14 protein-coding genes are annotated in these 26,909 nt (G+C 63.1%); 4 read left to right on the top strand and 10 right to left on the bottom strand.

The genetic code is table 11. The features are described 5' to 3' along the window. Nucleotides 1–90 precede the first annotated feature (90 nt). From C8D82_RS16720 to C8D82_RS16700, 6 genes are all read right to left on the bottom strand, one after another. Entirely contained in the window at nucleotides 91–2,775 is a 2,685-nt protein-coding gene (locus tag C8D82_RS16720; RefSeq protein WP_165833147.1) for a sugar-binding protein, read from the bottom strand. 1 nt (nucleotide 2,776) lies between these two features. Continuing rightward, nucleotides 2,777–4,417 (bottom strand): glycoside hydrolase 5 family protein, encoded by a 1,641-nt coding sequence (locus tag C8D82_RS21370; RefSeq protein WP_165833146.1) that lies wholly within the window; start codon nucleotides 4,415–4,417, stop codon nucleotides 2,777–2,779. 41 nt (nucleotides 4,418–4,458) lie between these two features. Then, nucleotides 4,459–5,190 (bottom strand): hypothetical protein, encoded by a 732-nt coding sequence (locus tag C8D82_RS16715; protein ID WP_116885434.1) that lies wholly within the window; start codon nucleotides 5,188–5,190, stop codon nucleotides 4,459–4,461. A 15-nt stretch (nucleotides 5,191–5,205) separates the two neighbouring features. Beyond that, the gene (locus tag C8D82_RS16710; RefSeq protein ID WP_116885433.1) at nucleotides 5,206–5,997 is read right to left on the bottom strand and encodes a prepilin-type N-terminal cleavage/methylation domain-containing protein; all 792 of its coding nucleotides are present in this window, start codon (nucleotides 5,995–5,997) and stop codon (nucleotides 5,206–5,208) included. Nucleotides 5,998–6,044: 47 nt separating this feature from the next. After that, on the bottom strand, nucleotides 6,045–7,103 hold the full coding sequence (locus C8D82_RS16705; RefSeq protein ID WP_116885432.1) for a GntR family transcriptional regulator: 1,059 nt from the start codon (nucleotides 7,101–7,103) through the stop codon (nucleotides 6,045–6,047). A gap of 294 nt (nucleotides 7,104–7,397) precedes the next feature. Continuing rightward, the gene (locus C8D82_RS16700) at nucleotides 7,398–8,819 is read right to left on the bottom strand and encodes an amino acid permease (RefSeq protein ID WP_116885431.1); all 1,422 of its coding nucleotides are present in this window, start codon (nucleotides 8,817–8,819) and stop codon (nucleotides 7,398–7,400) included. A 291-nt stretch (nucleotides 8,820–9,110) separates the two neighbouring features. On the opposite strand from C8D82_RS16700, the gene C8D82_RS16695 reads away from it, so the two are divergent. The 4 genes from C8D82_RS16695 to C8D82_RS16680 all read left to right on the top strand — a co-directional run bounded on the left by C8D82_RS16695 (nucleotide 9,111) and on the right by C8D82_RS16680 (nucleotide 15,870). After that, on the top strand, nucleotides 9,111–10,181 hold the full coding sequence (locus C8D82_RS16695) for a LacI family DNA-binding transcriptional regulator (protein ID WP_116885430.1): 1,071 nt from the start codon (nucleotides 9,111–9,113) through the stop codon (nucleotides 10,179–10,181). A gap of 67 nt (nucleotides 10,182–10,248) precedes the next feature. Next, complete coding sequence (locus C8D82_RS21690; RefSeq protein ID WP_206212495.1) at nucleotides 10,249–10,983, top strand: prepilin-type N-terminal cleavage/methylation domain-containing protein; 735 nt, start codon at nucleotides 10,249–10,251, stop codon at nucleotides 10,981–10,983. Between the two features lie 43 nt (nucleotides 10,984–11,026). Next, nucleotides 11,027–14,782 carry a carbohydrate binding domain-containing protein gene (locus C8D82_RS16685; protein WP_116885429.1) on the top strand — a complete coding sequence of 1,252 codons (3,756 nt, stop codon included), beginning with the start codon at nucleotides 11,027–11,029 and terminating at the stop codon, nucleotides 14,780–14,782. Between the two features lie 443 nt (nucleotides 14,783–15,225). After that, complete coding sequence (locus C8D82_RS16680; RefSeq protein WP_165833145.1) at nucleotides 15,226–15,870, top strand: GDSL-type esterase/lipase family protein; 645 nt, start codon at nucleotides 15,226–15,228, stop codon at nucleotides 15,868–15,870. A gap of 6 nt (nucleotides 15,871–15,876) precedes the next feature. Here C8D82_RS16680 and C8D82_RS16675 read toward each other — a convergent pair whose 3' ends face one another. The 4 genes from C8D82_RS16675 to C8D82_RS21365 form a co-directional block, all read right to left on the bottom strand. Further along, nucleotides 15,877–18,102 (bottom strand): hypothetical protein, encoded by a 2,226-nt coding sequence (locus C8D82_RS16675; RefSeq protein ID WP_116885427.1) that lies wholly within the window; start codon nucleotides 18,100–18,102, stop codon nucleotides 15,877–15,879. Nucleotides 18,103–18,115: 13 nt separating this feature from the next. Continuing rightward, a complete protein-coding gene (locus tag C8D82_RS22380) occupies nucleotides 18,116–18,805 on the bottom strand; it encodes a type II secretion system protein (protein WP_207776167.1) in 690 nt (229 codons plus the stop codon). A 564-nt stretch (nucleotides 18,806–19,369) separates the two neighbouring features. Beyond that, nucleotides 19,370–22,939, bottom strand: a complete 3,570-nt coding sequence (locus tag C8D82_RS16665; RefSeq protein WP_133245247.1) for a hypothetical protein — start codon at nucleotides 22,937–22,939, stop codon at nucleotides 19,370–19,372. Beyond that, nucleotides 22,936–26,676 carry a hypothetical protein gene (locus tag C8D82_RS21365; RefSeq protein ID WP_165833144.1) on the bottom strand — a complete coding sequence of 1,247 codons (3,741 nt, stop codon included), beginning with the start codon at nucleotides 26,674–26,676 and terminating at the stop codon, nucleotides 22,936–22,938. Before C8D82_RS21365 ends, C8D82_RS16665 begins: the two co-directional genes overlap by 4 nt. Nucleotides 26,677–26,909: the final 233 nt, after the last annotated feature.

Genomic DNA, 26,909 nt, shown 5'->3' with positions numbered 1-26,909 from the left:
CGTCCCCCCCGGAGCACCGGCCGGTAAACTCGGGCCTGCTTTCCATGACAGGGAGAGCAGGCCCGCGTTTTGATATAGATGCCGGGAAAGTTATTTCCCGAGTTTGAGATTGCCCAGGGCAGCCGGGCTGTTCCAGTAATTCGGGGACTTGTAATAAGTCATGCCGACATGTTGGCGGAAGTTGCCGTCGCAGTCGTCGGCCATCACATTGAGTCCGAGAACGGTCCCTTCCGCCGGTTTCGCGTTGAAAAGGGAGAACGGGATCGCCGCCTCCAGCACGTAACCGTTCTTCCAGACCCGGCTTTTCATCTCCACCTGCGACTCCATGCCGGAACGGACCAGCCCGCCGAGCGAGGCGATGTTGAGCATCGGCCCCTCGGTCCGGGCGACGCCGGTCGGAGTCATGATCAGCAGCAGGTCGTCGCCGGTGATCGTTTTGGCCCGTTTGGCCGGATCAGCCACGGAACTCAGGAAAAGGCGCATATTGTCGCTGTCGCGCCAGTCGCGGCTCAGAAAATCCCCGAAAAAGAGTTCGTCGTCACGCACCAGCACCGCGGCGTACAGCTTCTTTTCATCCCAGCGGAACGCGATCCAGCCGCTCCAATCCTCCGCCGACGGGATGCCCGAGTCGCGCAGGATCCACTGGAACTTCTGGTCGATCGGGAAGAACTCCTCCGGCTTCCACTCCGCAAGGTCGCCGTCGATTTTCGCCGAACCGCGGCGCGCGGTCAGTTCGGGATTGCCGGTGCCCGCTTTTGACTCATCCATCGGATTCCACATCGGGCAGCTGCCGGATGCCGTCTGCTGAATCGCCCGGTAAGGGAACTCCCCCTCCGCCGCCACCCGCACGGTATAGGGCAGAGTCCGCTGCAGGCCATCGATATTGGCGGCAAAGGTGAACTCATATTCGACGCCCGGAACCGCGTCGGTCGGAGCGGTCAGGAGAATCTTTCCGTTGTGCTGCTTTCCCGGTTCGACCGCGATATTGCCCGGCAGCCCGATCTTCCAGCCGGGCAGCCGCCGCAGTACCGCCGGAGCGGCTTCAACCGGCGCGGCCGAGCCGTTCCAGACGCTCCACGGGATTTGCACCGTGCCGCCGGGCCTGACCGTGAAACGGCTCATCGGGCGGTTGAAATTGCGTTCGTCCAGCGTTCCGGCGATCACCTTGCGGGCCGTGAACTCCGGCAGCTTCAGGCCGGTGACATAGAGCACGCCGTCGCCGAGAACCGGCACCCGGTCCGGCGGCAGGGCGACCGGCCTGCCGAGGTCGTCGGTCGCCTCCGCATTCGCGGGAAGCCGGAAATCCGCCCGGACTCCTCCGGCCAGCGCCCATGCCGCCATCACGGTTGTTCCGTCGGCACGCCTGAAGTAGTGGCGCTGGATCAGTTCGTGCGGAGCGGTCCCGCCCAGCGGCCGGGCGCCTTTGAGCTGCCGGGCGCACTCGGCCAGCGCATGATAGGAGTCCCGGAGGGTCAGGTCCGGATTGACCAGATAGAAGGTCTCCGGGTCCTTGAGTCCGTAAAAGTCGTACCAGTAGATCCGCTCGATGCCGTGGCTCAGCGCCAGAACGAACAGCCGCGCCAGCAGTTGCCGCTGGTGCAGCATCGTAAAGCCGGAGACGCCGGTCAGATTGCCGGTCAGCTCGTTGCGTTTGCCCGCTTCGTCGGTATGGAAGCCGACTTCGGTCGCCCAGATCTGCTGGTTGCCGCCATGTTTGCGGATCACTCCGCGGGCGGCGAGCAGCTTGGCGACCGACGCCTCCGGCGTGCCGCCGTAAGGATGCAGGCAGATCGCGTCGAGCCGGTCGCCCGCCCCCGCTCCCAGAAACCGGTCGAGATAGGCGATATCGCCCTCGGCGATGCCGAATGAACCGCGCCGCGCCCCCGGGTCGCCCGCCTCCGTGCCGATCGCCATCGCGTTATTGAGCTGCGCCATATCCGCCGCCGCCCCGAACGCCCCCCAGCCGGAGTTGGTTTCGTTGCCGTAGTGGAAGGAAGCGCGCCCCTTGAGTTCGCGCGCCAGCAGTTCCATCCATTCGCGGGCGGTGACCAGCTTTTCGGCGCTCCGGTGGAATCCCGGTGGGAAATAGCCGACCAGCACCATCGATTCAAAGCCGAACGCCTCCTGTCCGAGGATCGCCTCCTTGAGCCGCAGCAGGGTCTCTCTGGCCTCCTCGCGGGTCTTGAAATTGCGGAAAGAGCTGTCGGTGCGCACCGTCGAAACACCGGCTTTCTTCAGCAGCGGATAGAGTTTCCAGCGCTGGTCGGCGTCGTACCGCCCGAAGTGGACGTTCATGCCGAACACATCCGCTTTCTCCGGCCCCACCGGCGCGGCTTCCCCGAAAATCCCGGAAATCCGAGTCGTCCTGCCCGCCGCATCCGCGATTTCCGCCGTGAACAATGCGACCTGATTGTTCAGCCTCTGACGGGTGCCCTCAAAAGGATCGGCCTTGCTCCGGCCTCCGGCGGGGACTGCGAGCTTGCTCTCCTGCCGCGCGAAAACCCGGCCGTTGATGTCGGTCAGGGTCGCGTCGATGGTGTATTCGGCGGCGCTTTTGCCGCGGGAGTTGTCGGCGATCAGGTTCGGCAGGATCGTGAAGTCGCCCGCATCCCGTTCGAGGATGAACTGCGTATCGCCGAGAACCGGCTTGACGCCCCAGCCGTTGACGATCATGCTGTCGCAGACCATGCCGGAATTTTCCGGCATCGGCGCGGCGGCGGCGGATAATGCGGCGGCGGCGAAAAGCGCGCCGAGCAGTTGACGGTGTGAAACCATTTTATTTCCCTTTGTTGACGATATACTGTACTTTGAAATCCACCGGCAGTTTGATCCGGTTGCCGTCGAGTTTTCCAGGCAGCACGCCCCGCCGCCCCTGCCAGTCGAAGGCGATCGCCTGCTCATACGGGAACGGCAATTGGAATTCCACTTCATAACGCCGGTTGTCCCCGGCCCACAGGGCGACGACGGCGTCGCCGCCCCGCCCGTACTGATAGATTTTCAGCTTGCCGTCGGCAAGGGCCTTCCGGTCGGCGTTCCACGGCCCGGTGATCACCGCTCCCTTATGGAGATCGCCGGCAAAAGCGCGGTTGCGCAGCGCCCAGGCGCAGAAAGCCGCCGCCTGATAGGAGGGTTTCGGCGAATAATCGGTGCGGATCAGGCCGAAATTGTGTTCCTTGTTCTTCGGGTCGATGCCGTCATCCTGAAAATCGTACCAGAACACCTTCGTCCCGCTGCCGGTCGAGCGGAACAGCAGCATGGTGCGGGCGAAATAGACCGCCTGTTTCATCTCGGTGACCGGATCGGGCCGGGCGGCGGGATGCTCCAGCGGCCAGCCGATTTCCGTGACCCAGCAGGAGATCTGCGAACCGTCCGCCTTGCGGTTGTTCGCGGTGACGCCCGTCAGATAACGGGTGACGCCGCGGACCTCGACCCGCGGGATCGGGCTTTTGTACCCCGCATACCCGAAGTCCGGATCGCTGGGCGACATATAGGGGTGGATGCTGAACCCGTCCATGAACTCGCGCCCTCCTGCCTTCAGGATCGGCACGATCATGCCGCCGCCCGGACCGCCGCCCGCGCCGCCGCCGCCGCAGGAGATCACGGTGATGCCGGGATTGGCCGCCCTGGCTTTGGGATAGACCTCTTTGAGCAATGGCAGATAGTCGTTCACCGGGTGCATCGCATTGGGTTCGTTCCAGATCTCCCACTCGGTCACGCGGTTGCCGAAGTGCTTCACCGCGAACGCCACCGCGTCGGCGAAGGCCGCGCGCTGCTCCCCGGTGGTCGGAAACGATCTGGCAAACTTGTAGGCGGGCGTGTTGTATCCGGTCACCAGCAGCGGCCGGATGCCGTAGTTCGGAGCGATGTCGACCATTTTCTCGATCCGTTCCGATATGGTGTAGACCTTCGGCTTGCGTTCCAGCCCGCTCCACGGCAGATCGTCGCGCAGCCGGGTGAAACCGGCGAGCTTCATATATTCAAAGGTCCTGCGGTAATCCCCCTTGCCCTGCGCGAAGTGGGTGCAGGCGCCGAAATCATCCGGCCTCGGATAGTCCGGCGCCGGCGTGACCGCGTAGTTGGTGTACGTGCGGGCCACCTCCCGGCCGTCGCGCCGCGCGATCAGGCAAAGATCGTAGATGCCGACGCTCGGCAGCCTGAACCTGAGTTCGGTTTCGGCCTTTGCCGGCACTTTCAGCACTTTGGCGACCGGATTGCGTTCGCCGTAGACGCAAGCCAGCAGGTCGAGCGTCAGACCGTCCGGATTCGCCGCCTCGACTTTGACGCGGATCGTCTTTTCGCCGGAACGGGCGGAAATCAGCGGCCGGTCCACGCCGCCCGGCGTGATTCTGACCGCTTCCGCGGATACGGTCAGCGCAGCGGCACAGCCGAGTGCCGCAAACAGGGATTTCCAGAGCATATTCATTCTCCTTTTCAGGTTGCTTCCGAAACAATATCGAATTACAGGGCGCCGGCGACGTTTTCCAGCGTGATCAGCCGGTAGCGGAGCGCGAAAGCCTCTTCAGGATTCCGCGGGGCGAGCCGGTCGGAGTCGATCTGTTCCGTCCGCAGCGTAATGGCCCCTGCCACCCTGCCGGAACGGATCGCCTCCGCCAGCTGGCGGCGCGGCACTTCGCCGAGTCCGATCAGCAGCAGCGCAGGCTTTTTGCCGGGACCGCCTTGACGGATCATCTTCATGCGCATCGCATCCGACGGCAGACCCACCAGCGACACGAACACATCGGCCTCCGGGAACTTCTGCTGCAGCCGGTCGAAGTCGTCGCTTTTCATGGTTTCGTACAGCGGCAGCTCCGGATTCGAGGTCTCCAGCGGAGCGAGTTCCACGTTGTCATGCCCGACGGCGCGGCAGAACGCCTCCCGGAAGCCGGGCAGCCGCAGGTCGTCCCGATAGCCGGGATCGGCGATCAGTACGATATCGGTTCCCGCCAGTTTTTCCCGGATGAATCTCCCGGCGGCATCCGCCTGGGACGCATAATAGAACGTTTCACTGTCCTGCAGCGCCGAGATTTCGCTGTTCAACGCCAGCCGGAGATAACCGGCTGCGCCGACGGCCAGCAGCAGAGACAGCGCCGCCGCGCCGAGTTTGCGCTTCAACGGCCCGAATCCCTTGCGGGAAAGCAGCCAGAGGCCGAGGACCGCGGCCAGCATGGCCAGCCCGAACAAAATTCTCATTATGAAACTCCCGGCTTATTTGAAATCGTGCTTGATAAACGCCTGGTCGTAGTAGAACAGTTTGCCGCTTGTCAGTTCGCCGCCGCTCATACCCCGCACGGAACCATCGAAACGGGCGGTGTTGGCGCGGCCGTTGTGGCGCGTGAAAATATTGTAATCGCTGTCGCCCTGGGCGAAGATCGCCCCCGCGTTGTTGTCCTTTTTCCCTCTGGCGCCGGAGGTGTCCGCCAGCAGCACGAGATTCGACGGGCCGGGCAGCCGCGCCAGCAGTACGAAAACATTGTCGCCAGCATAGGTCGGCGCTCCGCTCTCCCGCACCGTCCACTTGCCGTTGGCATAGCGTATAATTCCCGGCATCGGATTGTCCGCGGCGTCTCTGGTGTCGGCGGCGCGCCCCATCGAACCGTGAATCCCGTACCCGGTATGCTTGTCGGCCACCAGGCTTTCGATGGTATAGGGAGAACCCTTGCCGAAATGCGCCGAAGGACAGGTCATCTGCTGCTGCTTGATGTACTTGCCGCCGAGGTTGGCGATCACTCCGCCGTACCACTGGGGCCATTTGTCCTGCGAGGAACTCCACTGGATAAAGGCGTATCCGCGATGATCTCCGGCATACAGCTGGATGCCGAGCGTACATTGTTTGAGGTTGTTCAGGCACTGGCTCGTTTTAGCGGCGGCCCGCGCCTTGTTCAGCGACGGCATCAGCATCGCCGCCAGAATCGCGATGATGGCAATAACGACTAGAAGCTCGATAAGGGTGAATTTTATCCATTTCCTTTTCATCTGATCCCCCGTTTTGTTCAGCATGGCGTCTTCCTCCGATCTATTGATAAGGGTTGAGAGTTAAAAGCAAATTACACAACCTGAAAAACCGGCAGCGTGCGCACCGAGCGGCGTTCGACCATCACCGGCAGCACATTCACCTGCGTCTTGAAATTCCGGCGGTGGTTCAGCAGGTTTCCGGCCATCGCCATCACCTCCTCCGCGATGCGGTCGCGCGGGGTGTTCACCGTAGTCAGCCGCTCGTTGCCCGGCATCGCCACATTGCCGTACCCGAGTATGCTCAACGTGTCCGGAACCGCGATCCCCGACGCCTCGAACTCCCGGATCGCCAGCAATGCGCCGTTGTCCGAAATCGCGAACATCGCGCTGAAATCGTATTCCCCCGCCGCATACCGCTTCGCAAATTCCCGGATCGGGAGTTCCGGCCGGTCTCCCGGCTGCATTCCGCAGTCCAGCAGCGTCACTTCGCAGCCGCAGGTCGCCGCCACGAAGTCAAAGCTGTTCGCCACCGCTTCGGAAGTCAGCACATGCGGTTCGCAGTACAGCAGGCCGATTTTGCTGTGTCCGTGCTGTGCCAGATAGCGCGCGGCCAGCGCGCCGCCGGAACCGTTGTCGCCGCACACATACCGGATTCCCTCGATCTGCACCGCATAGCTGCACAGGATCACCGGAACCGCCGACTGCGTCAGCGCCGTGACCTGCCGCGAAGTGAGCTGATCGTTGGTCAGAGAATCCAGAATGATCAGGTCGGCGGTATAGTCGTTCAGCCGTTCGCAGATATCGCTGTGATAGTCGAACCGGACCGTTTCAAGTTCGAATCCGTGCCGGACGGCGGCCTGTTCGAGCTCATACCGCACATGCGTGATGTTCCAGCTCTCCCAGTTCTGCTGCAACAGCAGGAGGTGGGGTTTCGCCTTGCTCTCCTTGCGCACGAATGAGCCGCGCCCGACAAACGCCTCGATCAGCCCTTTTTCCTTCAGCCGCTTTACTGCCGCCGTCACCGTCGCCTGACTCAGGTCGTACTCCGCGATCAGCTCCCGGACCGTCGGAAACGCCTCCCCGTCACGCATCAACGCGATCCGGCGGCGCAATTCCCGGTAAAGCCAGTCAGTTTTATTTCCGTTTTCCATAATTGTTTCAGTTCCGAATTTATGTGTCTATCATAAACACATTACATTCAAATAAAAAAGAACGCTTTCCCAAATATCAACGCACAAATCCGACAAAAGCCGAAGATCAGGTAAAATATTGTGTCTATTGTCGACACATTTTAATTATACCACAAACCGATTTCAAAAGCAAGAGGGAATTTCAGAAATTTTCATTTTTATTCCCGTTCCACAGTACAACCATCTATGGTTTTCGGGAATTTCGCCTCCAGCGACCGAAGGCGAAACCTCCGAAGCTGAATGGGAGAAAGGACTTTACTCGCCGGATTCCGCCGCTGGTCTGCCGACCTGACGGCGGCAGAGAATAATTGCCAACCCGATGAACAGCAATGTGCCCAGCGACAGGAACGCCATATAGCCGACCGAATGCCGGATTCCCTGCGACCGGATGCTCTCCGGCGGCACGAAACCGGCCAGCAATGCCAACAGTGCTGTTGCGAATCCCAGTCCCGCAGCCACACACATACCCGCCTTTCCGCCGGGAATCCGGTAGGGACGCGGCACGTCGGGTTTCGAGAAGCGCAGCCGGATCGCGGCGGCGAACATGAACAGATACATCATCATGTAAAGCTGTGCCGACAGCGCCATCATCACCCAGAACGCCCCGCCGATCGTCGGCATGAAAAAGATCACCAGCGAAATAAGCGACGGCACGATCGCCTGCACTACCAGAATCCGCACCGGAATCCCGTAACGGTTGCGCTGCTGCCAGTAAGCGGGCAGAAACCCCTCCTTCGCCACTTCCAGCAGTCCCTTCGACGGGCCGAGCGTCCAGGTCAGCACCGTGGTCAGCGCGCCGCAGATCAGCAGGATGCACATCACCGGAGTCAGCCAGCGCAGCCCCAGCGCGGTCAGCATTTTGTCGAATGCCTCCGGAGCCCCGGAAGCCATGCTCAGCTGGTCGGGCGGTACGATCATGGAAATGGACAGCGAGCCGAAGATACTCAGCAGAATGATCAGGATCGAGGAGAGGAGAATTGCGCGCGGAAAGTTTTTCTGCGGATTCTCCACATCCGTCACATGAACCGCCGGCATATCGATTCCGGCGATTGCGACCATCATACCCGCCAGCAGCATCCACTGCTTCAGGCTGTCGAGTTCAGGCACCATTGCGCGAAGCGAAAACGGGATTGCCGGGGCGTTTCCCATCCCCAGGTAGACCGCCGCGAATACCACGATCGCGGCGGCGGGAATCACCGTTCCGATCAGGGCGCCCACACTGCTCAGCAGCGCATAGAGCCGGATGCCCCGGAAGTTCAGCACCGTGCAGAACCACATCGTGCCGACCACCACGCAATAGACGAACCAGCGGTTTTTCGCCAGCTCCGGTTCCCAGACATACGCCAGCGCGGTCGCCACGAAGGTCAGCACGGTTGCGAACCACGGCAGGCTGTTCAGCCACTGCATGAACACGGTCACGAATCCCCACCGCGGGCCGAATGCCTCACGTACCCACAGATAGACGCCGCCGTCCTTCGGCCATGCCGAAGCCAGTTCCGCCGACACCAGCGCGGTCGGCATGAAGAAACACAGCGCGGAGGCGGTGATGTAAAAAACGATACGGTAGCCGTATTCGGCCTGTTCCGGGAAATTCACGATCGACAGTACGGCGGCGATATTCAGCATCGACAGCGTGAAAATCCCCATCGCCGCTTTTTTTCCAGATCCGGCGGGCATAATAATCCTCCTGTTGTGACAATGACTCTCCTCTGGTTGGAATAGTGTAACGCAAAATCGGGAAAATTCAAACACCGGAATTCGAAGGCCTTCTTTCAACTACTTGAAATATTCTGTCCTCGATTTTCTGCTGAAAAAGTTCTGAAAATGCATAAAATCATATTTTTGTGCTTACCGTTAACCATACAACGCATAAAAATATTTTTCAATAAAATAATTTCAAGTACTTGACAAACGCATTCTTTTTTGGTATAATTAAAAGCGACAGGATATCACAGGAGAAACCGAAAAATGATTTCGATGAAAGAAATAGGCCGGATCTGCGGAGTGGCGGAATCCACCGTCTCCAAGGCGCTTCGCGGCCATGCCGGAATCAAACTCGCCACCCGCGAACGGATTCAGGAAGTCGCGCGTCAGTACGGCTACCAGCCCAACGCGATGGTCGAGTGCATGCAGACCGGCAAAAGCCGCAGCATCGGGATCGCCTGCAACAATTTCCAGTGCCAGTTCTCCGGCGCGATCATGGACGGCATCCATCAGGCGCTGCACGAGTACGGCTACGATTCCTACGTGATCAGTTGGGACCGGCTGGTGAAGGACGGCGTCGACCTGCTGAGCCGTTTCAGCCGGCGCCGGGTCGACGGGCTGCTGCTGCTGCCGATGGGCGAACCGCCGACGCCGTCGCATATCGCCCAGCTGCACAGCTTCCACAATCCGGTGGTGCTGATCGACCAGGTGTGGGGAAGCTGCGATTTCGATTACGTCGGCACCGACAATCGCGCGGCGATGGCAGCGCTGGTCGGGGAGCTTTTTGAGCGCGGTTACCGGAAGATCGGGGCCGTGCTGTTTTCGCGGGTCAGTTCCGGCGAAGAGCGGCGGGCCGGGTTTCTCGATGCGATGTTCAGCCGGAGTTTGCCGGTGGACGGCCGTTTTCTGTGCGAAGTCACCAACTCCCGTTATGGCAACTACGAGCAGATCCGCAATCTGCTGAAAATGCCTGACCGGCCCGAAGCTCTGGTCTGTTTTAACGATTATCTTGCGAATGACGCGTTGAATGTGGCTTACGACCTCGGCATCCGGGTGCCGGAGGAGCTGGCGATCACCGGTTTCGGCAATCTGCCGCTCTGCGAAAAGCTCCGGCCGCAGCTCACCACCGCCGACCAGCAGGCCGAAACCATCGGGCGGACCGCTGCCCGGCTGCTGCTCGAACGGATCACCGGCGGCGAAACCGGCCCCCGCCGGGAGATCCGGCTTCCCGCACAGCCGGTTCTGCGCGGCTCCACCGGCAGCCGGACCGTTTCTTTGCTGCATAAGCCGGAGACGGCGGGCGAACGTAAAAACATACTTAGGGCAAGCTGTTGAACGGTTCCAATATAAATCATCACCACACAACGGAATATTGAATTTCAACCAGGGAAGGATCGGAAAAATGGAAAGCAAGCGCAGCAATTCACATGTCAGTCACTTACCCGGAACAGCCTATTTCACCCTGATTGAGCTGTTGATCGTGATTGCGATCATCGCCATTCTGGCGGCGATGCTGCTTCCGGCTCTCAACAAGGCGCGCGAAAAGAGCAAGATGACCAAATGCCTCAGCAACCTCAAGCAGATCTCCGCCGCCTGCATCATGTATGCCAACGATTACAAAGGGATTCTGATCAAACCCCAGCCGCGCGCCAACTACTACTGGTCCAACGCGCTGGCGGACGGCGCCTACCTGCCGGCAAGCAATGTCTTCGTCTGCCCGAACCAGACCTACAATCCCAAATTCGTGAACAACTCCAGCACCCGTTACAACACCTACGGGCTGAACCGGGATATGGAACGCGGCACTTCAAAAGGCTCCCTTGAAGATGCCGGCGGTTTCTACAATAATTTATTCAAGATCCGCCGTTATGCTCCCTCGCAGACCTGGATGGTCGGCGACAGTGTGCGCCTCAAGGACATCATCGTCAATTATACGCCTGTCAGGGGATGCGCGATCCTCAGTTGGAACAACGGAGCGGAGGGCGTACCTTCGCTGTGCCACTCCGGCAACCGCGGCGGCTTCGGTTTTGTCGACGGCAGCGCCCGCGCGCTCGGAGGCAATCAGATGCACGATGTCTACCCGGCGTTTCAGGAGTGGGTTCTGCCCGGCAATGTCCGGGTTGTAAGTCTCAATTGAACATCATCACTTTAATCAGACTGTATAAAAATCGGGAAGAAATATGACCTACAGAAATCTCATCATCGCCCTGCTCGGCATGGGCGCATACGCGGTGGGAGCCGCCGAAACCGGCTTCCAGAACGGCTCATTTGAACAGGGAACCGGCGGCTACTGGATCAACCGCCAGGCCGCGGTCCGGGTCGACACCACCGATTCGACCGACGGCAAGCAGTGCATATCGGTCGATACTTCGGCGGGCGGCACGGTCAGTGTCGTGCAGGGAGTCAAGCTGATCCCGGATCAGGTGTACGTGATCACTTACGACGCCCGCGCCAGCGTTCCGTCCGACGGACCGAAGCTCACCATGCGGGCGATGCTGCAGGGCCCCAAGGGACCGATCATGTTCTTCGACGGCGTCGGCGAACAGCGCAAGGCGCTCAAGACTCCGGCGGCAGTGACCGACAAGTGGCAGACCTTCACCCAGAAGATCGGCCCGATTCCGGCGCAGGCGCTGGGCAAGGAGGTCACCAAAGCGATGCTGTACTGGAATGTGAAGCCCGGCGCGGAAGGCGCGAAGCTCTACCTCGACAATATCAGAATCACCACCGAAGACGCTCCGGTGCAGGCGGCGGCCCCGAAAGCGGCGGCAACCTCCGGCAACAGCGGGCTGCTCAGCAACGGTTCTTTCGAGCGCGGCACCGCCGGATTCTGGATCAACCGTACCGCCGCCGTCAAAGTCGATTCCGGCGAAGCGAGCGACGGCAGCCGCTGCCTTGCGGTCGACGCGCCCGCCGGAGCTTCGGTCGATATCGCGCAGGGCACCGGATTCCAGCCCGACAAGGTATATGTGATCACCTTTGACGCCAAGGCCTCCGTCGCGGAGGGCGGCCCGCAGCTGACGATGAAGGCGATGCTGCAGGGCAGCCGCCCGATCGGCTTCTTTCCGGGAGTCGGCGAACAGAAGAGCGAACTGAAAACTCCGGTCGCGGTCACCGGCGAGTGGCAGACCTTCACCCGCAAGATCGGTCCGGTTCCGGCCCAGTTCATGGGAAAGGAGGTCAGGAACATCCTGTTCTACTGGAATGTGAAGCAGGGCGCCACTCCGGCCAAGCTCTACCTCGACAACATCAAGGTCACCGTCGAAGCCGCTCCGGCCGGCACGGAGAACATCTCCGAATCCAACACCGGAGCGTTCCGGTTCAATCTGCCCGACCCGGTGCGGGTTTTTGAATCCGTGCCGGAGTTTTCGGTGGAAGCCGAAGTCGGCAAAGGTCTCCTGCGGGTCGTCGGCACCGACGCCTTCGACCGGCAGGTTTTTACGGCGGAGGGCAAGCCCGGGGTTCCGAAACTCGCGGTCACGCTCCCCGGCCCCGACTACTACCGCATCCGGGCCGAGGTGGTCGACGGCGGCAAGGCGGTGAAATCCGCCGAAACCTCGCTGCTGGTCACCACGCCGCTGCCGCAGGACTATTACTCCACGCCCCAGCCGGCCTTCGGAGTCTGGGGCGGGCTGACGCCGGAGCTCCGACGGGTTGCCGGTGCCAAATGGGACCGGCAACTTTTTTTTACCTTTTTTCAGAAGCCGGACGCCTCCGCCGAGCCGCCGACTGCTGAAAAAATCGCCGCGCGCGAGCCGATCAAAATCATCCGCTGCATGAATATCCTGCACCCCTTCAAAAAGATGGTTCCCTACTCCGCCGCCGAGCTTGAGGTCCAGCGTGAAAAGCTCTCAAAGGAGGTCGCCTCCAAACGCGGCCTCGTGGACGTGTGGGAGACCCAGAACGAGCCGATGGTCGGCGAAAACTTCCACGGCACCATGAACGACGTGATGGACATCATCCGCATGGAGAGCGAAGTCGTCCGCAAGCACGATCCCGGCCGCACCATCGCGGGCATCTGCATCAACCCGATGAACGCCAACCAGTACAACCAGTATGTCGGCTACTACCGCAACCACGGCATCGCGTCGCATATCGACGCGCTGATGCTGCATCCGTACATCCCGGGCGCGCAAAGCCCCGACGGTTCCGGCTACGTGGACATCCTGAACCGGCTTGACCGGGAGATCACCGCCCTTGCGGGGCAGCGGGTTCCGATGTACATCAGTGAAATCGGCTACTCCACCAAGCCCGGCGGCGAAGTCACCGAGCTGCAGCAGGCCGCCTACCTCGCGCGGGTCGTGCTGCTGAACCGCCAGATCCCCGGCCTCGCCGCCTGTGTCTGGCACAACGGCCTCTGGAACGAGGCGACCAGCCGCCGCGAGCTGGATTTCGGCCTGCTGCGCGGCCATCCGAAAGGCTCCAAACTGCGCGAACCAAAACCCGCTTTTGCCGCCTGGGCGACCGTTTCGCGCCAGACCTACGACGCCGAATATAAACACGAGCTGGAGTTGAGCCGCCAGGTGCGGGTGCTGCTTTTCGAGAAACGAGGCGAACCGCTGCTGGCCGTCTATTCGCTGACCCCGGAACCGGCCCGCATCCAGCTCCCGCTGAACGTCCCTGAAGTCACCGTGACCGAGGTGTGCGGCAAATCCTACCGCATGCCGCTCAAGAACGGCATCCTGTCGCTCGAAGTCACCGAGGCTCCCGTCTACATTCAGGGCGGTACCAAAGCGCTGTTTGAAGCAGGCAAATTCGCGGCGGACTTCCGGCCGGAAGCGCTGAAAACCTCCGCCGGCGCTCCGCTGACCGTCTCGGTCACGCTGCCCGAGGAGCTGGCCAAAGGCGCCGAACTGCGGGTCCCCTCCGGCGAATACGGCTCCGCGCAGGTCACCGGCTCCGGCAATACCCGGCAGGTGGTCATCACCCCGAAAGCCGGGCTTAAGCCGGGCCATTACGACCTCTTCTTCCGCCTCGAATCCGACGGTTCGAGCCGCTACATCTGGCAGAAGAGCCTTGAAATCCTGCAGCCGCTGGAACTGGCCGACATCCGGCCGGAATCCACGCCGGAAGGCCCGGCGGTCAGCTTCGACGTGCTCCGCCACGGCGACGTCACCGAAGCGGTCGTCGAAATCCTTGAAAACAAGGAGCGCGTGCTCGGCATCGCCAGAGCCCGCGCCGGCGAGCGGCAGACGCTGCCGCTCTACCTGACCCGCCACGGCCGCCACAGCAATTATCAGGCCCGCTTCACCGCCGCCGACGGCCAGAACTGGCTTCAGCCGCTTCCCGCCGGAATCGTGCCGGTCACGGTGCCGTTCCTCGCCGGCGCGATCGACCGCCCCGCCGCCGAATGGCCCGCCGCCGGAACCTATTCGATCGGCGACGGCACCGCCAGCCGCCACGCGGTACGCGGCGACTTCGACCGCCCGTCCGGCACCATCCGCCTCGCCTATGACGACCGGAATCTCTACTTTTCGATCGACCAGCAGGACAAGACCTTCGTGACCCGTCCCGCCGCGTCGCTGTGGGACGGCGACTCGCTGCAGATCGGCGTCAGCGTCCCGCAGAAGTTCATGATCCGTCCCAACAACGACGGCATTCAGGAGACCGCCTACGCCGAATTCGGCGTCAAGGCCGACAGTGCGAAGCCGGATTCGTGGGTATGGGCCAGCATGAATCTCAACCTGATGCCGCTGAACCAGCCCATTCCGAACATCGTCACGAAAAACCGCCGCGACGGCGACCGCACCCTCTACCGGTTCGCGATTCCGTGGGAAACGCTGAACATCCGGCCTTCCGCCGGAATGCCGCTCGGCATCAGCATTCTCTTCAACGACCGCGACGCGGGCCGCGACCGCCACTGGGTCGAATGGTACGGCGGCATCGCCGACGGCAAGGACCCCTCCCGCTACGGCTCCGCCGTATTGTCGGGGAAATAATAGCCTCCGGCGGCCGGGGGCGCTTCGCCCCCCGTCCCCGCAGCCGACGGTCGGCCCAGACCGGCAAGGTGCCGGCGCCGGGTGCGGTTTTGAATTTTTACGTAGTAAAAATTCAAAACCGGGGTTAGTATCTATCAGTTTATTTGGTCTATCGGCGGAACTCGCCTCCGGGTGCTGCCCGGTCGTGATCCAACGGCGAAACCGTTGGCAGTCGGAGACACTTGTGCGCTACAGCGCCCAGCTACGGTGCCTGATTGAAAATCAGGCACCGTAGCGCACAAGGTCTGCTGCCCGCAGGGCAAGCAGACCCGCCTGCCTTCAAAACGGCAGGCTTCCCCTGCGACTGGCCTTCGGTAGCCGGGGGCGCTTCGCGTCAAAAAACACTGGACAAATGCTCCAATGCGCAGTATACTATGCCATCAACGCAAAAAGGAATTGACTCCATGAAAGAGAACTTCGATTCGCTGTTCGATCCCGCGATCATCCGGGATACCATCGCCTTTTACGAAACGCGGGACCGCTGGCAGGAAATTCTGAACTACCGCAAACTGACCGCTGAAACCGGACACGTCGACAACCTTTTCTACGGCGACTCGATCACCGACATCTGGCCGCTGCACGAGTTCTTCCCGAACCACAGTTTGCTGAACCGCGGCATCGGCGGCGACAATGTCCACGGCCTCTACTACCGGCTTCACGACGACGTCTATCCCTATACGCCCAAACGGGTTTTCATCCTGATCGGCATCAACGGCATCGAACAGGAGAAGCAGCTGATCATCGACCGCACCCGCGCGGTGGCGCAGCTGATCAAAGAGCGCGGCAGCGAGGTGTGGCTCGGCAGCATCCTGCCGCTGCGCCACCCGGATGCGTGGGACCGTTTCCAATACCAGTCCAAGATCGTCGAGATCAACGCCGAACAGGCCGAATGGAGCCGGGCCAACCTCGACGGCTATCTCGACTACCACTCGCTGCTGAAGGATGCGGAGGGCCAGCTCGCCGCCGAATACGCCCGGCCCGACGGCACCCACCTGACGTTTGAAGCCTACCGGAAGATGTCGGCGCTGGTCCGGCCGCTGCTGGCCTGACGGTTTTCAGGATAACACCGGCTGCGCCGCGCCGGAATGCCGCAGCGCGGCCGCCAGCTCTCCGGGCTGCTCCGCCGTGAGCCGCAGGACGCTCCGCGCGGAGCAGTCGAGCCGGTCGCCTTCACGGCGCGCCCCGCCCGCCAGCTCCGCAATCTGAACCCCGCCGGGAAGCCCGGCCCGGAACTCGCGGAAACACCACAGGATGCACTCCTTTCCCTGCCGGTACAGCACGCCCCGGTCGCCGCTCAACAGCTCCCGGCTGCCCCGCATAGCCGTCTCCGCTTCATTGAACGCCCGCAGCAGCTTTAAATGGTATTCCTGCGGCGGACGCGCCTGCGTTCCCCGGTTGCCGGAGATGCGGAAGCTCAGGCAGTCGAACTCCATATCCCAGTAGAGAATCCACATCATCCGGAAGGCCAGCCCCCGGAAGAAGATTTCGTCCGGGTCATAACCGGCGGCGGCGATGCCGTCCGCGTCGAAGGAACAGAGACACTCCGACCACAGCGGCAATGAATCGATCCGGGCCGCCGCCGCCGGGCCGTGGCGGTGGATGCCGAATACGCCGAGATCCTCCGTGCAGTAGTCATATCCGAGCCGCTGCATCTCGCGCATCAGCGTCAGGTGGGCGAAGTACTCCGACTGAATCCGCCCTTCCGGCTCCCGCTCCGGCCGGAACCGTCCCAGCAGCCCGGTTTCATCCGCGGTCGCCCCGGTGCGCCCCGCCTCCGGATTCTGGCACCAGTGGAATTTGTCGCTGGAGAGATTGAAACTGCTGTCGAGGAAAATCCCGCGCAGCCCCAGCTCCTTCGCCGCGTATCCCCACCGCTTCAGCCAGTAGGCGCGCACCGCCGGGTCGCGCAGGTTCAGCACCGCGAACACCGGAGCGTAGTGGTCCGCCTCCAATGCGTTCGACGGAGTCCGCACGAAAGGCTCCTTCGCCTGTTCCAGCGCCGCCATGATCGAATCCTCCTCCGGCAGGAAGCGGATGCCCCCCTCGCGGCCGCTGCGCTGACGGAAAAGCCAGGTCAGCGTGGAGAGGGCGGTATTGCCCCACATCTCCACTTTCACGCCCCGGCGCCGCGCTTCGGAGCAGAGCAGTTTGAATTTATCCTCCCCGACGCTTTCGGCGATCCGGTAGTCGACCGTGCAGCACATGTTCGAGACGCCCCACACGTTCATATTGTTCTGGAAATGGTTGGCCAGTCCGATCTTCTTCACTCCCGCCGCCGCCAGCTTCGGCACGCCGGCGCGGGCGTAGCGTTCCATATCGGGATTGCCCCACTCCTCGATCATGCCGTAGGCGGAAACGCGCTCCCGCCGGAAATCCAGTTCGGCATGCAGCGTTTCGTGGACGACCTCCTTCACCGCCTCATAGCGATTGCAGACCTCGTACGGCTCCAGCGCGTCCGGGAAGTGGAGAACCTCAAGCTCCGGGGTGTCGAAGCGGCGCGACAGGTCGCCGCACAGTTCATGGCGGTGGCGGATCGCTTCGGAATGCCGCTCCTTTTCAAACAGCGAGCGGATATGTCCCACCCGGTTCGCCCAGGTCACGACCGTTCCCGCCGGACCGGTCGTGAAAGTGAAGCCCTGCAACTCCGTCTGCAAAGGCAGGAACTGGAAGGCGCGGGTGTTTTCGCATTCAGGCAGATACCACTCCGAGGAGTAGAAATCCGACGGCTCCCGGAAGCGGGTGATCGACGGCACAAAGCAGCTGCGCATCAGGAACATGTTCCCGGAAGCCCGGCCGCCCGGCTCCCAGCTGGAGCAGTCGGTCAATTTGTAGATCGCGTCGGAATCGCTTCGGAACCGGTAGCGGTAACTGAAACCGGCAGCGCGGCAGCCGCCGAATTCGCGCTCCACCGGCTTCAGTTCCAGAATCAGGCGCGTATCCGCCGCCGGTGCGGGGCGGGCGCGGTCCGGATTCAGGTTGCGGCGGGGACGCACCGCGTGGGTCATCCACTCCATCAGGTCGGTTTCGCGCCGCTCCATTCCGAACCCCAGCCGGAAGCCGCCGTCCTCCGGCCGTACTTCCTCCAATCGGAAGTTGGTGAATTCCACGCCGGAGGGAGTGCGGATCACGAAATACATCGGTTCATCCGGGTTCCGCAATTCGACGCCGCAGCTGCACACCCGTCCGATTCCGGCGAAAACGCCGCCGGCTTCGCGCAGTTCGAGCGTGACGCCGTTGGCAAGGGTCAGCACCCGGCGCTTTTCCAATACTGTTTCGTCCATAGTGTTCAACCGCTTATTTCAGGATCGCATTGGTCTCATAATAGAAACCGGGCTTGATCGTCTCTTCGTTGATAAAGGCCGCCTCGTTGGAACTGAACACCGAGAAATCCGGCCGCAGCGCGTTCCGGGAGTTGTCGGGATGGCCCATGTACGCACCGGAGTTCATCAGCCCCCAGTAGTCGCAGGCGCTCGCGTCATAGGTGCCGACCGCGCCCTCGGTATTCGTACGCTTCATCCCGTCCACGATGATGCCGGGAGCGCCGGAGCCGTTGGAGTCCTTGCGGTCCAGCTTCGTCAGATCCACATAGATGCACTGGTTGCCGTCGGATGAAGCAAGCCCTTTTCCCTGGTTGAAAACATAGCTCCGGCGCGCCGAAATTTCCCCGAAACCGCCGAAGCCGACCGCCAGTTCCGGGATCGGGTCCAGCGGGCAGTGGTACAGCTTGCCGCTCTTCGGCGAAACCACCCCGTCCTCCCGTTTCGGCACCACATACGGCAGCAGCGTCCCTCCCCAGCCCCGCATCCAGTAGTCGGTCGGACTGCTGTACACCGGGAAGAACGGACCGTAATCGGTGATGTACAGTCCCAGTCCGGTGCCGAGCTGTTTCAGGTTGTTGGTGCAGGAAATCTTCTGCGCCCGCGCCCGCGCCTGGTTCAGAGCGGGCAGCAGCATACTCGCCAGAATTGCGATGATCGCTATCACTACGAGCAGCTCAATAAGGGTGAATCTTACGGTGGTCGGCCTTACGCGACGGTATGCGGGGGGCGTGTCCGCCGCCCCCCGCGCCCCCTGCGTCCGGCAAGGTGCCGGTGCCGGGTACGAGGCGGTGCAGTGCGGAAGGGCGGTCGGTCGGCAGCGGGAAGAAGATCCGCAATAACGTGAAGTTGTCTTCCCGCTTTTTTGCGGAAAGGCAACTTCACGTTTTTGCTCCGACTTGCCGCTTGCAGAGCATTGGCAGAGGCGTGAGAACTTGCCGGGAGTATGTGAAAGGTTAGGGATATTCGGTACGGGAAGAGACGCGGCGCAAGTCGCCGCTTTCTCTCCCCCGAGCCCCTCTCTTTCACGCAGAGCGGCATAAAGGGCCAACTGTAATCTTGTTTGTCTCCGCCAGCCGCGCGCCCCCCGAAGGGGCATTGGCGCGCGCCCCCGGCAGCGGCACCTTGCCGCCCGGTCGGGGTGCAAGAGCGAAGCGCCTTGGTCGCCAAAGGCGAAATCCCGGATATCCCACAGAGAACGATCGTGTGACTTTTTCATCTTTCCATCCCCCTATTTGTTTTCACTCAGCGTGACGGTTTTCAACAATGCTTCCATGATTTTGCGGTCGCTCTTTTCAGGAACTTCCACGATCCAGCTGCCGTTGCTGCCCGGCAGGATCAGGTAACTGAATGCGTGATTTTTCCGGTCGGGGTGCATGGTCGGATCCAGATCGTACACCACCAGCCAGGCCGGAATGCCGCCGAATTCGACCATCGCGGCGTTCCGGCGGTCGGAACGGGCGATCACCGGCAGCAGCGCGGCGGTCTCCTCCGCTCCCCCGGGCACCCGGTACAGCCGGGCGCCGCCGCGCCGGAATCCCTCCCCGTCCCGCTCCCACGAGCCGTCCGGCTTTACCGCGGCGATCCGGCGGGCCTCCGGGGCGAAGTCGGGCAGGAACGCGGTCCGTTCCGGTTTGGCGATATTGCCGCCGGTCTGGCGGAATTCCAATACTCCGGCCACATCGTGGTCCCACTGCGGCCAGACGGCGGCCAGCTTCCCGGCACGGAGCGCAATCCGCACGCCGTATTCCGGCCGGAACCCGTTCAGCCCCACCGTCCGCCGCCGCCCTGCCTCGGCCGATACCGTCACGGAACCGCCGCCGCGGCGTTCCGGGAATGCCCCCCAGCTGATCTCGGCCTGCCCGGAGACGTTCGGCGTAAAGGCGAGTTCCGCGGAGTCGGGACCGGTGCGCTTCAGTTCCGGCGCCCCCACCAGCGGCCCGGCCTCCTTTTCGCGCACGATCAGGAAGCGCGGATAGTCCACGGTCGGCAGCGGCACGGTCAGCGTGTCGCCGGAGGCGGCCAGCGGTCGGACCGGGAAAGTGCGGTCGAGGATCGGGTCGTAAATTTCCAGCTTCGCGCCAGTGCCGTTCAGGTTGCCGAGCGTCAGGTCGAACCGCTGTTCCGGCATTTCGTAGCGGCGCGGATCGAGCAGGTCAAGCTGCGGATTCCAGCCGTGCAGCAGGTCGCGGGTCACTACGTAATATCCTACCGCATAACTCGATGCGTCGAGCTGGAACGGCAGGCAGGCGAAATCGTCGCGGTGGAAGCGGTCCGGCGCGGCGGCGGTGCCGTCTCCCCGGAACACCAGGCGGGGGCGGTGTTCGACCAGTTTCCGCACGGTCAGGCGGCGGGTGCTCACCAGCGGTTCCGCGCCGCCCAGCAGACGGTTCAGGTTGGAGGCGGCCGCGATCTGCGGCCCGGCGGCCCGGCGCACCTCGTCGTTCAACTGATAGCGGTTGCGGGCCAGCGCACGGAAATAGGCCTCCGGCAAAATGCTGAACTCATCCTCGCCGTTGCGCACCGCAAAGACGAACAAGGTGTCGATCCCCTTGTGGCAGTAGAACACGAAGCTGCGAACCAGCGCCTTGGCCGCCACCGCCTGCAAGACGGGCTGGAGCCGGGGATCGCCCCGCTTCACGCCGTAGGCTTTTTCCAGAAATTCAGCGAAGGGACGCCGATAGGTGTTGAACTCCGTCTCCCACAACAGCGCCGGTCTGCCGGTGCCGGGGTGACTGAAGCGGTGGTGGTGCGCCCACGGTCCGGGGAAGGGCTGCATATCGCGGATCATGAATTCGGTCTTGATCCCGAAACACGGGGATTCGGGCAGGGAAAAACGCAGCTCCGGCACGAACCCCTTGCCCGGTTTGCCCTGCGCATCGAGCGGCGGCCGGCGCAGCCGGTCGGGATTTTCGGTGGCGGCGCTCAGATAACCGGTGCTGTCGTGCCAGGTGTCGGAGCAGTCGAGATTGGTGTAGTAATGGCGGCTGAAACCGGCCTGCTCCGGCCACATCTCCGAGCCGTTGTCCCACGGCCGCTGGTTCGAGAAGCCGCTGACCACCCGCACACCCGGCAGCCGCATGGCGGGATCGTTCACCAGTTCGATCGTCAGCGGCAGCACGATCTCCGCCTGCACCTCGGCATCGGCGGTGGTCTTTCCGGCGATCGCGTAAGCCGGGTAGCTGCGGAACTTCCGGGCGGGCCGGTAGTAGTTGCGTTCCCACACGAACTGGCTGCCGAAGGAGTATTCGTTCCACACCTCCACATCGAATCCCGCGTCCTCCGGGTCGCCGGAGTCGAGGATATCCCGCACCGCGCAAGTCACATGCTTCACATAGCGGCACCAGCCGTCCACCGTTTCGCGCGCTTCGGGATTCGGCGTGCCGTCCTCCAGCACGTCGCCGGAAAACGGCGCATATTTAAGCTCGGTCAGCTCCGCCTTGCCCGCCGGAACCGCCCTGTTCAGCGGAGCGGAGAGCTGCGCGAGCACCGTGCCGTCCGGCTGCGGAACCAGTCCGGTGATCAGCGGGAAAGCCACCCATTGCTCCTGATTGTTCAGGCCGGTGCGCCCGGTGCGGAACGGTGCAAAACCGCCCTTCAGCCGCAGTTCGCGCGCTCCCGCCGGGGCGGCGGCGGCCAGTTCGACCGGCACGGTCCGGCGCGGACACGGCCCGCCGGAGTGCGCATTCAGCAGGATCATCGGGCGCAACTTGTACTTCTTCGCCAGCGGCAGCACCAGCTTCAGCCGCTCGACCTCGCGCGCCGAAAGCTGCGATTCGTCGTCGAAGCCGAAATGCCCCCAGCCGATCTCCAGCCGGAAGCTGCGGAATCCCGTCTCGGCGAGCAGCCGCATCGTCGCCTCGCTCTCCGGCGCGGAGAGATCACTCCAGTTCACCGCCTGAATCCTGCCGAAACGCGACGCCGGGTGCGTGTCCATGTAGGCCCGCCACGGCGTCAGGTAATAGGAGGTGCAGCCGAACGGTATCTGCTGCTGGAGGCGGTCCTCATAGGGGCCTTTCAGCTCCGCCTGCAGCGTCCTGCCGTCCCACTCCCCGATGCCGGAAGGCGTTTTCGGGCCGGCGGTCACCTTCGGCAGCGCCGCTTTTCCGCCTTTCGCCGCGTCGCGGACCGCGACCTTGCCCACCCGGACCGTCGCCGCTCCGTCGCGCCCGCCGACCGCCCAGCCGGAGCCGATGCGGAACTGCCGGAACGGCAATGCCCCCGCTCCCGCGCTCCGCGCCGTTTTTCCGCCCTGCCGCGTGACTTCGACAGCGCCGGAAGCCGGATCGTAATTGATTTGAAATGAATAGGTTTCCCCGACCCGGCAGGCGCCGAAGCGCTCCGGAGCGCCGGAGGCGGGATTCCACTGGATGATCCCCTTTTCCGGCCCTTCGCTGACGAAGGTCAACATGCCGATATTCCGCCCCTGATCGCCGAGCAACTGGGCGGAAAGCACCGTTTCCGGGCGACCGTCGGACGGCGCGCGGTAAGCCGCCACCGTCAGGTCGAAAGAGATCCCGACCCTGCCGGAACTCTCCAGGTTCCACGCACCGAACCACGCGGACACCGCATCCGACGAACTGGCCGGAAACGCCAGCTCCAGAGCGCCCGAAACGATCCGCGCCCCCTGCTCCGGCAATCCGGTCGGCAGATCGATCACTTCACCCGGCACATAACCGGTGCTGCGCGGCGGCTGCGCCGCATCCTCACGGCTGAAATCCACCCGGACCAGTTCAGCCGCCGGCAGCGCCAGCGCGCCCGCCAGGACGGCCCCGGAGAGCACTTGTCTGTACTTCATCATCGTTCCTCCTTCGGCTCGAATGCAAATTCGATCTCATTGGCATAACAGGGTTTCCAGTCGGGGTGGAAGCTCATTCCGCCCCGGTACGACGCCGAACGGCCCCGGGCGAACTCCACCGGCGCGCCTCCGGCCCGGTTGGCGCGGAATGAAAATTTCACCGGCTTGCCCGCATCCATCAGCGCCTTGACCTCCGGCATCTCCGTCCACGGGATCGCCGCCTCGACGATGCGCACACCGTTTTCACTGCGGATCGCCAGTCTGCCGTCTTTGACCGCCCCCTCCCACGCCGCCTTCGGCTGGCGCGGATAGAAGTGCTTGCGCGGCGCATCCGGCACCTCTAGCCGCCAGATTTCGGTGCCGCCGCCGAAGCGGTCCGCCACCTTGTTCAACGCGAACTCCCGGTCGGAGGTGCGGCGGTTGATGAATCCGGCGGGGACGCCGGGACGCCGGTCCAGCATCACCGGGTCGCGGTCCGCCGGAATCGAATTGAAAGCGATCTGGATATTGGAAAAGCCGCCGTCGCTGCCGTCCGGCAGCACCGCCCATTTGCGGTAACTGAAACGGCGCACCCCCTCCGGCCAGCGGTGAGTCAGGCGCACCCGGTCGTGCCGCTGCACCGCCCCGATGCCGTCGGAGAGCCGCCGCCGGTTTTCGCCGGGCAGAATCCAGCCGGAACTGCCGTAGCGGCCGCGCCACAACCCGGGGTGCTCCTCATCCACGCCGAGAAAACGCGCGGAGTTGCCGGAGGCCGCCTCCGCCGCGGGGTCGAAAAAGATGCCCGCCAGCCGTCCCGACCCCGGCTCCCAGCGGTGGAAGTTCTGCACCTCCAGCGACACCTTGCCGGAGGCGAGGAAGCGGAAGAAACCACCCTCCCGGAGCCGCCGCACCGGATGCGCCGCCAGCACCCGGCCGGTCGCGCTGTCCAGCATGCGCACCTCCGCATTCCGGTCCGCCCGGAAGTCGCCGTAGGGGAAGTAGGCGGTCACGAGCGTGCCGCGGTCCGCCGGGAGCGTGAAGTCGAAGCGCATCCGGTCCGACTCCGGCCGGATCGCCGAGGAGAGCCGCCATCCCCCTTCCGGGGCCTCCACGCCTGCCGCCGCCGTCACCGCGCCATTCTCCTGTTCGACGGTCACGGTATAAGTGCGGTCGCGGTCGAGCGAATAGCTGACTTCCGGGTAGAAAAACTGATCGGGGTCGAGGGTCTCGAAGCGGAAGGTGCCGGCATCAGGCTGCGGATCGTTCACCCGGCAGCAGAAATAGAAGTACCGGTCATCCGCCGCCAGCTTCGCCTCCGCCTGCCCGTCGGCGTTCTGTCTGGAAAGTTTTTCAAACGGAAGCCACGCCGCCTCCATTTCGGAACGCTCCGGGCCTTCCGCGCCGCTCACTTTCTGCGGCAGCACGCCCGTCCAGTCGGAGAGGTTCCCGTCCACCGCAATGGTTTTACGCGCGATCCGGTTCACCCGCATCGTGTCGCGAAGCTCCGCCGCGCCGTCTTTGCCCGCGTCGAAAACGAAACTGCCCGGATACAGGTTGTCCGGGTCGGCGGCTCCCGCCGTGACCTTCACCGCCACCTCGCGGGTTTCAAAGGGCTTCAGCGTCAGTTGCTCCGGGCAGTCGAGCTTCAGCCGGCCGACCGAAGCCTTCAGCGTTCCCGTCAGCTCGCGGTTCAGCAGATTGTGTATCTGCAGCCGCAGCACCGCGCCGGGCGTCACCGGGTCGAGGAAGTCATACGCTTTGAGTTCCACCGGAGTCATTCCCTCCAGCTGTCCCTGCCGGAGCGCGTTGTCCATCTCGGCGGCTCCTCCGGCGCGCAGCGGCCGCACGAAGTGGCTGACATTGCCGAGGTCGAGCACATAGCCGCCGCCCTGCGGCGCAATCTCGTTGCCGTACCGGTCGTACACGGCGTAAGCGCCGGGCGAAGCCGGAAAGCGGAAGGTCACGCCTTCAAAGCCCCACGGCTGTTTCAGCAGCCCTTTCCACTCCGCGATCAGGTTGTCGTCACCGATCCGGAAGAACGGCAGCCGCCGGGCGGCCTCCCGCTTCGCCTCCTCCCACTGCGGCGTGCCGGGTTTGAGCGCGTCAAGCTCTGCGGCACGGCGCGCCTTGCCCCGGACCTCACTCAGGGGCCGGACCGCCGCATACCGACTGTAGTCCGCAAACGAGGAGCCGAGGTCTCCCGCAATCACCACCGTCGCGTCGTCGGCGTTGCCGTCCAGGCCGTGGAACCGGAACGCATAGGGCAGCCCCTCCGGGTACACCAGCCGGTCGAACTCCCGTTCACCGATGAACTTCTGCGCCGCGCCCAGCGCCGCCGCCATCGGGAAGGAGTAGAGCGGCAGCTCGGCCTGCCGCGGACCGGCGGCGGTCATGACTTCGGCCTGCGCCTTGTGGTTCGGCGCGTGGTGTTCGTAGTTGCCGAACGCATAGCCGCAGTAGAACCCCATCGACCGGTCGTAGCCCGCCGCCCGGTTCGCGGCGATCACCATCGCGAGGGTGTCGTCGGCATTGGCGGTCCAGCTCTCGGTATCCCAGATCAGCACCCGGTCGCGGCCGGGGCGGTCGATCCACTGCCGGTACAGCGACGGAGCGGTCAGCCCCTGGTAGTGGATGCTGCAAAAATCGAAGTACGGGGTGAATTCCCCGCTTCCATCCGGAAACAGCTTGTCGAAGGTGTTGCTCGACGAGTCGCAGCCGCCGACCAGCACCCGGTTGCCGGAAGCCTGTTCGGCGGCGCGGGTCGCTTCGCCCATGATCCGGTACAGCTCCCGGTAGCGCACCATATCCGCGCCCCATCCGGCGATCGACAGTCCTTCCCACGGCTCGTTCCACAGCTTGATCCCGTTCACCGGACCGCGCGGCCAGCCGTACTCCCGCACGATCGCTCCGACGAACCGGCGGAAATCTTCGTCATATTTCGGATGCCACGCATAATCCGCCTTGCCCTCCGGCACCATCTCATCGTTCTCCAGCAGGTGGGGCCGGACCACTCCCATCGGAAAACCGGTCGTGCCCGCGCCGATCTCCAGCACACCGACGATATGGTGTTTTTTCATCTTCGCGCACAGCTCGCGCAGTTCCCGCTCCTGCTGTTCGCGCTGCGGCGTGCCTTCGGGGTTGTACGGCACGCCGAAGCGGACCGCGCTCAAGCCGAGCCGCTCCATCACCTCGGGGTCGAACAGTTCCACCGCCTGCCGCGGGAACCGTCCCGGCCTTGCTTCGTTGCGTACCGAGCGGGCGAAGGAGCACACCAGACGCCGCCCGTGCTCCTTCCCGAGATCGAGCAGCAGCGCATAGCCGCCGAACCTCTCCGGCAGCGGCAGCGCCGGCTTCAGGTCCGCAAAGCCGCCGGCGGGCAGTTCCAGCCTGACCGGAATCCGCCGTTCCTCCCCGAGCCGCTCCGCTGTGGAGTGCCAGCAACTTCCCGGATACTGCCGGTTCCCCCACGGAACCAGCACCCACTCCCCGGTGAGATTCAGCGCTTTCGCGCCGGTATTGCGCACCTGCACCGTAATCTCCGGCTGTTCTCCCGGAAAAAACAGATTGCCGGGCCGGTTGGTCGCCAGCAGGGTCGCGCTGAAATCGAAGTCGCGGCGCTCCCGGTCCAGCCCCAGCACCTGATAGTATCCGGCGGCGGAGGCTTCGACCGTCAGCGGGCCGCCGGGCAGCTCGCCGGCGCCAAGCATCGCACAGGCCGCGACAACTCCCGCCGCCGCCGGAATCTTCCCTTTTCGCTTCATGAAACACCCTTTCCTTTTGGAGTCGGCATTTTGATTCCCTGCTATAATTATACTCCATACCGGAATCCGAACCAATATCCGAATGTATATTTTTCATATCCGATCGTAATATGACAGTATCTATATGGAGCCGACCTTTCCCGAAATATCCGAAATTTGTCGTTTTCGGTATCTTTTTTATATGGATTGTATGATTGCGGTATTGAAATTCCGAAAAAAGACGGTATCTTCCG

The sequence above is a fragment of the Victivallis vadensis genome (assembly GCF_003096415.1).
GTDB lineage: Bacteria > Verrucomicrobiota > Lentisphaeria > Victivallales > Victivallaceae > Victivallis > Victivallis vadensis.
This window is presented reverse-complemented; position numbering and strand designations above follow the sequence as displayed.